Below are 12,489 nucleotides of genomic sequence, written 5' to 3'. Positions count from 1 at the left end.
AGGTTACCACGGCAGGATGACGAAGGGGACCGCCTGATTTCGTAAATCCGCAGGTCAGCGGCCAGACTGAGTGCCGGGGAGGGGTTGACAGGAGCATGGTCGGTGTGCCTGCAGAACCGGTCCGGACGCCGGTCTCGCTGCGCGCCCTGGCCCTCGCGACCCATCCTGGACCGGCGCTCGCGGTGACGGTCGTGGCCACCCTGCTGGCCCTCGCCGCGGGGGTGTCCGGGGGGCGGGCGGCGCTCGTGTGTGCCGCCGTCCTCGCAGGTCAGGCCTCCATCGGGTGGAGCAACGACTGGCTCGACGCCGGCCGCGACCGGGCCGTCGCGCGGGCCGACAAGCCGGTCGTGCAGGGCGCGGTCTCGCCCGCGCTGCTGCGCACGCTGGCCCTCGGGTCGGCGGCCGCGGCCGTGGTCCTGTCGCTGCTGCTCGGCGCCGTCCCCGGACTGCTGCTGCTCGTGCTCGTCGCCAGCGGCTGGGCCTACAACGGCGGGCTGAAGCGCACCGCCGTCTCCGTGCTGCCCTACGTCACCGGTTTCGGGGCGCTGCCGGCCGGGGTCGTCGCCGCCGCGCCCGGAGCGGGTGGGTCGGGCTGGCTCGCCGCGCCGTGGTGGCTGGTCACCGCGGGAGCCGCGCTGGGCGCCGCCGCCCACCTGGCCAACGTCGCCCCGGACCTGGAGGACGACCTGGCCACCGGCGTCCGCGGGCTGCCGCACCGGCTGGGGGCGCGGGCGTCGGCCGTCATCGGTGCCGCGGTGCTCGGTGCGGCCTCGCTGGTCCTCGTGCTGGGGCCGGACGGGCCGCCCACGGCCACCGGCTGGGCGGTGCTGGCGCTGGCCGTGCCGGCCGTCGTCGTCGCGGCCCTGGCCGGCACCCCGCGCTTCCGCCGGCTGGCCTTCCCCGCGGTGATGCTGCTGACCGTGCTGGACGTGGTGCTGCTGCTGGCGGGCGGGGCCGCGGTCACCTGACGGCGGCCCCCCGTCGGTCACTTCCCGTTCTTGCCGTTGCCCTTGCCGTTGCTCCCGCCGTCGCCGTGACCGCCGGTCTGGGCCGGCGCGGGGGCCGGGGCGACCTCGACCGACTCCTCCGGCTCGGGCTGCTCGGCCGGCGTGTCCGCCACCGGCTCGTCGGCGTCGTCGCGGGCGGCCTGCCGGTCGGCGTTGCGCTGGTGGGCGGCGTCGCTGACCCGCTCACCGGTGACCCAGCCGTTGCGGGCGCCCTCGCTGACCCAGCTGCCGTGGGACGGCGCCTCGGCCGAGCTCCCCGCCCACTCCTCCGGGGTCAGCGTCGGCTCGGTGGCGACGGGGATGTCGGTGGCGGGGTCGTCGGAGAGCTCACCCTCGGAGCCGCCCTCGCCGGTGTCGGTGCCGGAGGTGCCGGTGCCGGAGGTGTCGGTCCCGGAGGTGTCGGTCCCGGAGGTGTCGCCGGTCGTGTCGGTCGTCGTGTCGCCGCCGAGCGCGTCGTCGGGTGCCTCGGGAACGACGGTGTCACCGTTCTGCACGACGGCGGGCGACTCCTCCGTGCTCAGGGCGACGGTGGTCGCGGTGCCGGTCAGCGCCACGACGACGACGCCGGTGCCGGCGGCCGCCTTGGCGACTGCGCCGGCCGCCGCGAACTTGGCGACGAGGGTGGAGATCAGCATTCGGGGCCTCTTCCGTGAGGTCCGGGCGGGTCGCCCGGCCGTCCCGCGGGACGGTTCCTGGGTGGGGACGAGGAGACCGGTCACCAGCAGCTCGGCCAGCGCCGCGTTCGGCCGCCCGGGCTCGGTGGCGCCGGCCCGGACCGCGTGGGTGAACGCGGCCAGGCCGGCGGCGCCGTCCGGCACGGGACGGCCGGCGAGGCAGGCCGCGAAGGCCCGCTCGTCGGCGGTGGCGTCGGCTGGAGTGGTCATCTCGTACCCGTCATCGCCGCAGGGCCGGAAAAGGGTGCGCGCCGGCTCCCACCCGTTCGGGTGAGGCCGCGTCGAGGGTGGCGCGGAGGCTGCGCAGCCCGCGTCGCTGGAGCGCCTTGACCGAGCCGACCGACCGGTCCATCACCTGCGCCACCTGCTCCACGGTCAGGTCGGCGAGGATGCGCAGCAGCAGCACCGCCCGCTGGTCGGCCGGCAGGGTCGCGCAGAGCCGGTGCACGTCCGCGGCACCCACCCGCACGAGGACGTCGTCCTCGACGTCGCCACCGTGGCGCTCCTCGAGCAGCGCGTCGTCGCCGGTGACCTGCGGACGCCGACCGCGGCGGCGCCAGTCGTCGACCAGCCGCCGGTGGGCGATGGTGAAGACCCAGGCGCGCAGGGCCTCCTCGTCGCCGCGGAAACCGGACAGGCCGGTCAGCACGCTGATGAAGGTCTCGCTGGCGAGGTCGTCCGGTTCGGCCGCGCCGTGCAGGCGCAGGTACCCGGTCACCGCCGGCGACAGCTCCCGGTAGAGCACCTCGAAGGCCCAGGCGGCGCCGGCCTGCGCCGCGGCCAGGACGTCGTCGAAGGCCGGTCCCGTCCGCACCCGCACCTCCCGCCGCCGATCCCGTCCCCTCAGGGATCGGCAGGCGCCGGGCCGGACTGGACCCAGGTCCCCCGGTCGGTGGAAGGACCCCGTCCGCTCACCGTGGAAGGCCCCTGTCCTCCTCTCCCCTCGCAGGCTCGGGGTGAGCCTCCGTACGGGGCCGGCGGCGGTGCCCTGGACGGGGCCGCCAGACCCCTCGCAGGCTCGGGACGAGGCCGGGCTCAGGGAGCCGTCGTGCCGCGCAGGCGCTCCTGCTCGACGACCTCCTCGAGGCCCTTCAGGCGGTCCAGCCCCTGCAGCGCGCGGCGCATCCGCTGGTTGGGCGCCAGCCGCTCGCGGTTGCGCTCGAGGAACGACCAGTAGCCGGCGGTGAACGGGCAGGCGTCCTCGCCCAGCCGCCGCTTCGGGTCGTACCGGCAGCCGCGGCAGTAGTCGCTCATCCGGTCGATGTAGGCGCCCCCGGCCGCGTAGGGCTTGGTGGCGAGCCGGCCGCCGTCGGCGTGCTGGCTCATGCCGACCACGTTGGCGACCATCACCCAGTCGTAGCCGTCGACGAAGCTGCGGTGGAACCAGTCGGTCATGGCCAGCGGGTCGATGCCGCGCTGCAACGCGTAGTTGCCCAGCACCATCAGCCGCGGGATGTGGTGCACCCAGCCGTCGCGACGCAGGTCGCCGAGGACGTCGGACAAGCACGCGGCGTCCACGGCGGCGTCGTCCAGGTCGGCCAGCCAGTCCGGCACCGGCTCGTGCGCGGCCAGCGCGTTGGCGTACCGGAAGTCCCGGCCGAAGTACCAGTAGGTGTGCCAGATGTAGTCGCGCCACCCCATGACCTGGCGGACGAAGCCCTCGACGCTGTTGAGCGGCAGCGGGTCCCCCTGGGCCACCGAGTCGCGGTAGCGCTGCTCGGCGCGCTGCACCACCTCGACCGGGTCGAGCAGGCCCAGGTTGAGCGCCGGGGAGAGCAGCGAGTGCGCCATCCACCGCTCGCCGGCGAGCATGGCGTCCTCGTGCGGGCCGAACGCGCCCAGGCGGGTGTCGAGGAAGTCGGCCAGCCGGTGCAGCGCCTCACGGCGGGTCACCGGGAACAGCCGCGGGCCGTCGTCCCCCACGAAGGCGACGTCGCCGTCGGCCGCCCACCGGTCGAGGTCGGCGCGCACCTGCTCGTCGATCTCGTCCTCCTCCGGCCACCACGGCTCGGGGACGCCGAGCTCCCCGTCGGGCGGCGGGGGTTCCCGGTTGTCGTGGTCGAGGTTCCAGCGCCCGCCGACCGGCTCGGCGCCGTCCATGAGGACGTCGTGGCGGCGACGGTTGTCCCGGTAGAAGTCCTCCATGAGCAGCCGCGGCCGGCCCCGCCCCTGGGCCCACGCGGCGAACTCCTCCTGCGTGGCGACGAACCCGCGGGCGGCGAGGACGGTGAGGTTCGCCCGGCCCAGGACGTGGTCGCGGCTGCTCCAGGTGGTGGGGGCGCAGACGCTGAGCGGCTCGCGCACCCGGTCCAGCGCCTCGGCGTAGGTGCGCACCCGGTGCAGCTCCGCCTGGTCGCCCAGCTCGGCGGCCCGGTGGCGCAGCGCCGACAGCACCAGGTGCGCCTTCTGGCGGTGGAAGCGGCGGCGCGCGAAGACCGCCTTCGACTCGATCAGCAGGACCGGCTGGTCCGGCCGGTCGAGGAAGTGCGGGCCCAGCTGGTCGGCGAAGCACCACCGCCGGGTGCCCGGTGCGCTGGTGGGGAACGCGGCCAGCGCCGGGTCCTGCGGCACGTGCTCCACCGCCGGGTCCTGCGGCACGGCCTCACCTCCCGGCGGCCATCCTGCGGTGGGCGTTAGGCTCGGCGCGACTCGGGCCATCGACCTGCGGTGGCCGGCACGTCCCTGGAGGTCGACGGCTGTGAACCGCGCACTGCGCGCCGCCACGATGGGTGCCCTGCTGCTCAGCCCGATCGCGCTCACCGCGTGCAGCGCCGGCCAGGTGCCCCAGACGGCCACACAGAACCGGGACAAGGTCGGCACCGAGGCCGCGGTCGGCGACATCGTGCTGCGGCAGATCACCCTCGCCTACCCCCAGGACGGGCTGTACGCAGAGGGTGACGACGCCGAGCTGCAGATGGCGATCGTCAACAGCGACACCGAGGCCGACACGCTCGTCGGCATCGAGGGCGAGGCCTTCGACGGCGTCGTCGTCTCCGGGCAGGCCACCGCCTCCCCCGCGGTGCCGGGTTCGACGTCGGCCGCTCCCACCACGACCCCGGCCGCGCCGCCGACGACGACCCCCGAGGCGACGACCTCGCCCGGCGCGACGCCGACCGCCACGGTCCCGGCCACGCCGACCACGCCGAGCGCCAGCACCGAGGTCCAGATCCCCGTCCCCGCGGGCGCCACGGTCTTCCTCGGCGGCGCGAGCGGCGCGACGGTCGAGCTGATCGGCCTGTCCGAGGAGCTGACCGCGGGCGAGACCATCGAGGTCACGCTGACCTTCCAGCGCGCCGGCGAGGTCACCGTCGACGCGCTGGTCGCCACGCCCGAGCGCGTGCTGCCCCGCGAGGAGCCCTTCGACTTCCACCACGAGGAGGGTGGCGGCTCGGAGGGCGAGGAGAGCCGCGAGTCCGAGCAGGACACCGAGACCGAATGAGCCGACCGCGGCGCACACGCCGCCGTCCTCACCCGGTCCTGTCGTACCCGGCGGTTAGCGTCGAGGGGTGCCACCTGCCGGAGTGAAGTCCCGCCCCGCCCACCGCTGCACCGAGTGCGGCTACGCCTCCGCCAAGTGGGTCGGCCGGTGCCCCGAGTGCCAGGCCTGGGGCACCATCCAGGAGGTCGGCACCCCCGCCTCCCCGCTGCGGGCCGTGGCCGCCGGCCCGGTGACCGCACCGGCGGTACCCATCGCCCAGGTCGAACTCGCCGCCGCTCGGGCCGTGCCCACCGGCATCGAGGAGTTCGACCGCGTCCTCGGCGGCGGCCTGGTGCCCGGCGCGGTGCTGCTCGTGGCCGGCGAGCCGGGCGTGGGCAAGTCGACGCTGCTGCTCGAGGTGGCGCACCGGGTGGCCGCGACGAACGGTCCGGCGCTCGTCGTCTCCGGGGAGGAGTCCGCGGCCCAGGTGCGGCTGCGCGCCGAGCGCATCGGGGCCCTGCACGACCAGCTCTACCTGGCCGCGGAGACCGAACTGTCGGCCGTCCTCGCGCACGTGGAGGACGTCGCGCCGTCCCTGCTGGTGCTCGACAGCGTCCAGACCGTGCGCTCCCCCGCCGTCGAGGGCACCGACGGCGGCTCCACCCAGGTGCGGGCGGTGGCCAGCGCGCTCACCGCCGTCGCCAAGAGCCGCGGGATGACCACGATCCTGGTCGGCCACGTCACCAAGGACGGCGCCATCGCCGGGCCCCGCACGCTCGAGCACCTCGTCGACGTCGTCGTCTCCTTCGACGGCGAGCGGCACTCGACGCTGCGCCTGATCCGGGCGATGAAGAACCGCTTCGGCCCGGCCGACGAGATCGGCTGCTTCGAGATCGGCGACTCCGGCGTGGTCGGCGTCCCCGACCCCTCCCACCTGTTCGTCTCGCGCCGTGCTGCGCCGGTGCCGGGCAGTTGCGTCACGGTGACGATGGAGGGCAGCCGGCCGCTGCTGGCCGAGGTCCAGGCCCTGGTGGCGGGCACCGGCGGGGGTGGCTCACCGCGGCGGGCCGTGAGCGGGCTGGACTCCCAGCGCGTGGCGATGGTCAACGCGGTCGTCGAGCGGCGTGGGCGGGTCAAGCTCGCCGACGCCGACGTCTTCGCCGCCTCCGTCGGCGGGGTGCGGATCGCCGAGCCCGCTGCCGACCTCGCCCTGGCGCTGGCGATCGCGTCGGCGGCCAAGGACGTCCCGCTGCCCCGCGGCCTGGTCGCGGTCGGCGAGGTGGGGCTCTCCGGGGAGATCCGGCGGGTCGGCGGCACCGGGCGGCGGCTGGCCGAGGCGGCCCGCCAGGGGTACAAGGTGGCCTTCGTGCCCGAGGACGCCGGCAGTGCGCCCAAGGGCATGCGGCTGGTCGAGGTCCCCGACCTCGGCGCCGCCTTCGCCCGCCTGTTCTGAGACCTGCGGGCCCGTCGTCCCCGGCGTCGGTGAGGTGACTCACCGGCGACCGCCAGTACCGTAGGGGCCACGTAGACTCAGCCGCCACCACGTCGAACGTCAGGAGCGCTCGTGCCCCCCGCTGTGGACTCCGAGGTCGCGCTCCGCGAACTGCTCGGCCGCATCGCACCGGGCACGGCGCTGCGGGACGGCCTGGAGCGCATCCTGGCAGGTCGGACGGGTGCGCTGATCGTGCTCGGCTACGACCGCGTGGTCGAGTCCATCTGCACCGGCGGCTTCGCCCTGGACGTCGCCCTCTCGGCCACCCGGCTGCGTGAGCTGGCCAAGATGGACGGCGCGGTGATCGTCTCCTACGACGGCACCCGGATCGTGCGGGCCGGCGTCCACCTGATGCCCGACCCCACCGTCCCCACGGAGGAGTCGGGCACCCGGCACCGCACCGCCGAGCGGGTCGCGATCCAGACCGGCTTCCCGGTGATCTCGGTCAGCCAGTCGATGCACATCATCAGCGTCTACGTCGCCGGACGGCGGTACACGCTGGAGCACCCGACGACGATCCTGGCCCGGGCCAACCAGGCGCTGGCCGCGCTCGAGCGGTACAAGCTGCGGCTCGACGAGGTGGCCAGCACGCTGTCGGCGCTGGAGATCGAGGACCTCGTCACCGTCCGCGACGCGATGAGCGTCAGCCAGCGGCTGGAGATGGTCCGCCGCATCGCCGACGAGATCGAGGGTTTCGTCGTCGAGCTGGGCACCGACGGGCGGCTGCTGGCGCTGCAGCTCGACGAGATGCTCGCCGGGGTGGAGGAGGACCGCGCCCTGCTGGTGCGCGACTACCTGCCCTCCGGCCTGCGCCGCCCCCGGAGCATCGAGGAGGTGCTGGGCGACCTCCGCGCGCTCTCGGCCACCGAGCTGCTCGACCTCTCCGCGGTGGCCCGCTGCTACGGGCTGCCGACCTCCGCCGACGCGCTGGACTCCCCCGTCAGCCCCCGCGGCTACCGCCTGCTCGCCCGCGTCCCGCGGCTGCCGGCCGGCATCATCGACCGCCTGGTCGACCACTTCGGCGGCCTGCAGAAGCTGCTCGCCGCCACCATCGAGGACCTCCTGGCCGTCGAGGGCGTGGGCGAGGCCCGGGCCCGCGGCATCCGCGAGGGGCTCTCCCGGCTGGCCGAGACCTCGATCCTCGACCGCTACAGCTGAAAGGACCCTGCCCCACCACTCGGTGAAGGGCCCCGTCCTCCCCACCCCTCGCGAGCTCGGGGCGGTGCCCTGGACGGGGCCGGGCCCACGGGGGAGGCCATCAGCCGATGGTGAAGGGCACCTCGGGGCTGGTCTTCGTGTCCAGGCGGCCGCGCACCGCGTACTGCCCCGGCGCCGGCGTCGTCCGGTCGGCAGTGCAGGACGGCTCACTGGTCAGGCCGCCCCAGACGAGCGGGAAGGCCACGGACTCCCCCGGCGCCAGGGTCCGGCTGTCGCTGCTGTTCTCCGGGAAGCAGTCGTTGCTGCCCCACACCCGGTTGCCGGCCGCATCGATCAGCGTGACCTCCTGCAGACCCGCGTCGAGCACCCGGACGCACGGCACCGACGAGACGTTGGTGACCACCAGCTCGAGGGTGGGCTTGCCGCCGACCGGCGTGCTGCCGGGTGTGCGGACCTCCAGCGCGATCATGTCGTCGCTGCACGGGCCGCCGGGCGTCGGGCCGGCCGGGGTCGCCGGGGGTGCCGGCTCCGCGGGCGGCTCGGGCGCCGGGGTCGGCGTCTGCACGCTGGCCAGGGAGGGGACGACGCGGGCCAGCGCCGGGGGCTCGTCCGCCGCCGCGCTCCCCTCGGTCGTGACCGCAGCGGTCGTCGTCGCGCCGCCACTCGCCTCCCCGCTCAGCGCGGCGGACGCCAGCCAACCCCCGCCGCCCAGGACCGACAGCAGCAGGAGCAGGACGAGCAGCCGCCGCCGCCAGTAGACCGCCGCGGGCAGGGGGCCGACCGGGTGCAGCACGCGGAGAACCGTAGTGCGCGCCGTCGTGCCGGCCTGCGGCGGCACGCCGACCCCGGCGGGCGGCACACTGGATCCTCGTGGACAGCCCCGCCCGCACCTCCCCGTCGTCGCCCGGCGGCGTCGGCGACGTCCTGGTCGACTGGTTCGCCGGGGCCGCCCGCGACCTGCCGTGGCGCCGTCCGGACACCGACCCGTGGGCGGTGCTGGTCAGCGAGGTGATGCTCCAGCAGACGCCGGTCGCCCGCGTCGAGCCGGTGTGGCGCGAGTGGATGACCCGCTGGTCGACGCCGGCGGCGCTGGCCGCGGCGTCCCCGGCCGAGGTCATCCGCGCCTGGGGCAAGCTCGGCTACCCGCGGCGGGCGCTGCGGCTGCGCGAGACCGCGGTCGCGCTCACCGAACGGCACGGCGGCGTCGTGCCCGCGGACGTGGCCGCCCTGGAGGCGCTGCCGGGCGTCGGGACATACACCGCCCGCGCCGTCGCCTGCTTCGGCCACGGGCAGCCGCAGCCGGTGGTGGACACGAACGTGCGGCGGGTGGTGGCCCGGCTGGTGCACGGCCGGGCGGAGGCCGCGCCGGCACGGGCGGCCGACCTGACCGACGTCGCCGCGCTGGCTCCGGTCGACCCCGAACGGGCGGTGCGCTTCTCGGTGGCGGTGATGGAGCTCGGCGCGCTGGTGTGCGTGGCACGGACACCGCGGTGCGGGGCCTGCCCGGTACGGGCCGCGTGCGCGTGGCGGCTGGCCGGCTCCCCGGCGTCCGACGGCCCGCCCCGCCGGGTGCAGCGGTTCGCCGGCACGGACCGGCAGGTGCGCGGCCGGCTGCTGGACGTCCTGCGGGGCGCTGAGGGGCCCGTGACCGCCTCCGCACTGGACGGCGCCTGGGACGACGCCGTCCAGCGCTCGCGCTGCCTGGACTCGTTGCTCGCCGACGGCCTGGTCGAGCAGACCGCCGACGGCCGCTTCACCCTCCCCGCCTGACGCACGGGGGGCACCGGCGGGTGGTTGCCCGACACGCCGGCAGCGGCAGCCACCCGCCGATGATCACCGCGGACGGTCAGCAGAGCACGCCGAAGGGGCCGCCTCCCGGGTGGGAGACGGCCCCATCGTGCGGACTACCGGATCACTCGGCGGCGGCCGAGGGACCCCCCTCCTCACCACCGGACAGCGCGACCGGCGGGGTGTCGGGGAGGTCGATCGGCTTGGCCTCGCCGCGGAACGTGAACCGCTGGTCCGCGCCCTCGCCCTCGACGTCCACCACGATGATCTGACCGGCGGTCAGCTCGCCGTAGAGGATCTTCTCCGACAGCGCGTCCTCGATCTCGCGCTGGATGGTCCGGCGCAGCGGCCGGGCACCCAGCACCGGGTCGAAGCCGCGGTGCGCCAGCAGCTTCTTGGCCGCCGGGGTGATCTCCAGCGCCATGTCCTTGTTCGCCAGCTGGCCCTCCACGCGGGAGACCATGAGGTCGACGATCTCGATGATCTCGTCCTCGGTCAGCTGGTGGAACACGACGATGTCGTCGATCCGGTTGAGGAACTCCGGCCGGAAGTGCTGCTTGAGCTCCTCGTTGACCTTGTTCTTCATCCGCTCGTAGTTCGACTGGGTGTCGTTGCCGACCTGGAAGCCCAGCCCCACGGCCTTGGAGATGTCCCGCGTCCCGAGGTTGGTCGTGAGGATCAGGATCGTGTTCTTGAAGTCCACGATCCGGCCCTGACCGTCGGTGAGCCGGCCGTCCTCCAGCACCTGCAGGAGCGTGTTGAACACGTCCGCGTGCGCCTTCTCGATCTCGTCGAAGAGGACCACCGAGAACGGCTTGCGCCGCACCTTCTCGGTCAGCTGGCCACCCTCGTCGTAGCCGACGTAGCCGGGAGGGGCACCGACCAGCCGCGACACGGTGAACCGGTCGTGGAACTCACCCATGTCGATCTGGATGAGCGCGTCGTCCTCACCGAAGAGGAACTGGGCCAGCGCCTTGGCCAGCTCGGTCTTACCGACACCCGAGGGGCCGGCGAAGATGAACGAGCCACCGGGACGGCGCGGGTCCTTGAGGCCCGCCCGCGTGCGCCGGATCGCCTGGCTGACGCTCTTGATGGCCTCTTCCTGGCCGATGATCCGCTTGTGGAGCTCATCCTCCATGCGCAGGAGACGGGTGGTCTCCTCCTCGGTGAGCTTGAAGACGGGGATGCCGGTCCAGTTGGCCAGCACCTCGGCGATCTGCTCGTCGTCGACCTCGGCGACGACGTCCATGTCGCCGGCCTTCCACTGCTTCTCCCGCTCGGCCTTCTCGCCCAGCAGGGTCTTCTCCTTGTCGCGCAGCGACGCGGCCTTCTCGAAGTCCTGCGCGTCGATCGCCGACTCCTTCTCGCGGCGGATGGCCGCGATCCGCTCGTCGAACTCGCGCAGGTCCGGCGGGGCGGTCATCCGCTTGATCCGCATCCGGGCGCCGGCCTCGTCGATCAGGTCGATCGCCTTGTCCGGGAGGAAGCGGTCGGAGATGTACCGGTCGGCCAGCGTCGCGGCGGCGACCAGCGCGCCGTCGGTGATGCTGATCCGGTGGTGCGCCTCGTAGCGGTCACGCAGGCCCTTGAGGATCTCGATCGTGTGGGTGAGCGTCGGCTCGCCCACCTGGATCGGCTGGAAGCGGCGCTCGAGCGCGGCGTCCTTCTCCAGGTGCTTGCGGTACTCGTCGAGCGTGGTGGCACCGATGGTCTGCAGCTCACCGCGGGCCAGCATCGGCTTGAGGATGCTCGCGGCGTCGATCGCGCCCTCCGCGGCACCCGCCCCGACGAGGGTGTGGATCTCGTCGATGAACAGGATGATGTCGCCGCGGGTGCGGATCTCCTTGAGGACCTTCTTCAGCCGCTCCTCGAAGTCACCGCGGTAGCGGGAACCGGCGACGAGCGCGCCGAGGTCCAGCGTGTAGAGCTGCTTGTCCTTCAGCGTCTCGGGGACCTCGCCCTTGACGATGGCCTGGGCCAGGCCCTCGACGACGGCGGTCTTGCCGACGCCGGGCTCGCCGATCAGGACGGGGTTGTTCTTGGTCCGCCGCGACAGGACCTGCATGACCCGCTCGATCTCCTTGGCCCGCCCGATGACCGGGTCGAGCTTGGAGTCGCGGGCGGCCTGGGTCAGGTTGCGGCCGAACTGGTCGAGGACCAGCGAGGTCGACGGCGTGCCCTCTGCCGGGCCGCCGGCCGCGGCCGGCTCCTTGCCCTGGTAGCCGGAGAGCAGCTGGATGACCTGCTGGCGGACGCGGTTGAGGTCGGCGCCCAGCTTCACCAGGACCTGCGCCGCGACGCCCTCGCCCTCGCGGATCAGGCCGAGCAGGATGTGCTCGGTGCCGATGTAGTTGTGGCCGAGCTGCAGCGCCTCGCGCAGGGACAGCTCGAGCACCTTCTTGGCCCGCGGGGTGAAGGGGATGTGCCCGGACGGGGCCTGCTGGCCCTGGCCGATGATCTCCTCCACCTGCTGGCGGACGCCCTCCAGCGAGATGCCGAGGGACTCGAGCGCCTTGGCAGCGACGCCCTCACCCTCGTGGATCAGGCCCAGGAGGATGTGCTCGGTGCCGATGTAGTTGTGGTTGAGCATCCGGGCCTCTTCCTGGGCCAGGACGACCACGCGGCGGGCTCGGTCGGTGAACCGTTCGAACATCTGCTGCTTCTCCTCTGACCGGCTGGTCCGGCACTGTCCTCCCCTGGTGGGGAGGGGCACCCGACGTCCGTCGGCGCGCGGTGCACCGGTCTTCCACTGTAGTCGCGGACTCCGACCCTCCGTCGGTACACAGGCCCGTACGGAGGAGAGGGAGCTGCACGGTCCAACCGATGCTCCCGGACCCGTGTTCCGCTCCTGTTACGCCCACAGCGGACGGTGCGCCGGCGGGAGCCGCGTCCCGCCCAGGCGGGTGGTCCGGTCGGCCCCGCCCACAGCGGACGGTGCGCCGGCGGGAGCCG

Annotated in this window: 10 protein-coding genes; 5 read left to right on the top strand and 5 right to left on the bottom strand. The window is 74.3% G+C overall.

Features of this window, described 5'->3' with window-relative positions; genetic code table 11:
- Positions 1–104 precede the first annotated feature (104 nt).
- Positions 105–968: a UbiA family prenyltransferase gene (locus ACI78Z_RS03525; RefSeq protein WP_457035134.1), complete on the top strand. Its 864-nt coding sequence runs from the start codon at positions 105–107 to the stop codon at positions 966–968.
- Between the two features lie 17 nt (positions 969–985).
- On the opposite strand, the gene ACI78Z_RS03520 is transcribed toward ACI78Z_RS03525, so the two are convergent.
- From ACI78Z_RS03520 to ACI78Z_RS03510, 3 genes are all read right to left on the bottom strand, one after another.
- A complete protein-coding gene (locus tag ACI78Z_RS03520; protein WP_457035133.1) occupies positions 986–1,891 on the bottom strand; it encodes a hypothetical protein in 906 nt (301 codons plus the stop codon).
- A gap of 10 nt (positions 1,892–1,901) precedes the next feature.
- The gene (locus tag ACI78Z_RS03515; protein ID WP_457035132.1) at positions 1,902–2,495 is read right to left on the bottom strand and encodes an RNA polymerase sigma factor; all 594 of its coding nucleotides are present in this window, start codon (positions 2,493–2,495) and stop codon (positions 1,902–1,904) included.
- Between the two features lie 221 nt (positions 2,496–2,716).
- The gene (locus ACI78Z_RS03510) at positions 2,717–4,279 is read right to left on the bottom strand and encodes a cryptochrome/photolyase family protein (RefSeq protein ID WP_457035131.1); all 1,563 of its coding nucleotides are present in this window, start codon (positions 4,277–4,279) and stop codon (positions 2,717–2,719) included.
- Positions 4,280–4,379: 100 nt separating this feature from the next.
- Between ACI78Z_RS03510 and ACI78Z_RS03505 the strand changes: the two genes are divergently transcribed.
- From ACI78Z_RS03505 to disA, 3 genes are all read left to right on the top strand, one after another.
- Positions 4,380–5,120, top strand: a complete 741-nt coding sequence (locus ACI78Z_RS03505; RefSeq protein ID WP_457035130.1) for a copper chaperone PCu(A)C — start codon at positions 4,380–4,382, stop codon at positions 5,118–5,120.
- A gap of 67 nt (positions 5,121–5,187) precedes the next feature.
- On the top strand, positions 5,188–6,552 hold the full coding sequence (radA, locus tag ACI78Z_RS03500; protein WP_457035129.1) for a DNA repair protein RadA: 1,365 nt from the start codon (positions 5,188–5,190) through the stop codon (positions 6,550–6,552).
- Between the two features lie 111 nt (positions 6,553–6,663).
- Positions 6,664–7,749: a DNA integrity scanning diadenylate cyclase DisA gene (disA, locus tag ACI78Z_RS03495; RefSeq protein ID WP_457035128.1), complete on the top strand. Its 1,086-nt coding sequence runs from the start codon at positions 6,664–6,666 to the stop codon at positions 7,747–7,749.
- Positions 7,750–7,849: 100 nt separating this feature from the next.
- Here the strand turns inward: disA and ACI78Z_RS03490 are convergent, their stop codons facing one another.
- Entirely contained in the window at positions 7,850–8,542 is a 693-nt protein-coding gene (locus ACI78Z_RS03490; protein WP_457035127.1) for a MucR family transcriptional regulator, read from the bottom strand.
- 77 nt (positions 8,543–8,619) lie between these two features.
- Between ACI78Z_RS03490 and ACI78Z_RS03485 the strand changes: the two genes are divergently transcribed.
- A complete protein-coding gene (locus ACI78Z_RS03485; protein WP_457035126.1) occupies positions 8,620–9,519 on the top strand; it encodes an A/G-specific adenine glycosylase in 900 nt (299 codons plus the stop codon).
- Positions 9,520–9,661: 142 nt separating this feature from the next.
- On the opposite strand, the gene ACI78Z_RS03480 is transcribed toward ACI78Z_RS03485, so the two are convergent.
- Complete coding sequence (locus ACI78Z_RS03480; RefSeq protein ID WP_457035125.1) at positions 9,662–12,190, bottom strand: ATP-dependent Clp protease ATP-binding subunit; 2,529 nt, start codon at positions 12,188–12,190, stop codon at positions 9,662–9,664.
- Positions 12,191–12,489: the final 299 nt, after the last annotated feature.

Source organism: Geodermatophilus sp. SYSU D01176, assembly GCF_054050015.1.
Note: the sequence above shows the minus strand (reverse complement) of the source record. Positions and strands in the feature narration are given on the sequence as shown.

Bases quoted from the DNA above. Each gene is read 5' to 3' on its own strand.
- ACI78Z_RS03520 (WP_457035133.1), bottom strand. From the start codon at position 1,891: ATGACCACTCCAGCCGACGCCACCGCCGACGAGCGGGCCTTCGCGGCC.
- ACI78Z_RS03480 (WP_457035125.1), bottom strand. From the start codon at position 12,190: ATGTTCGAACGGTTCACCGACCGAGCCCGCCGCGTGGTCGTCCTGGCC.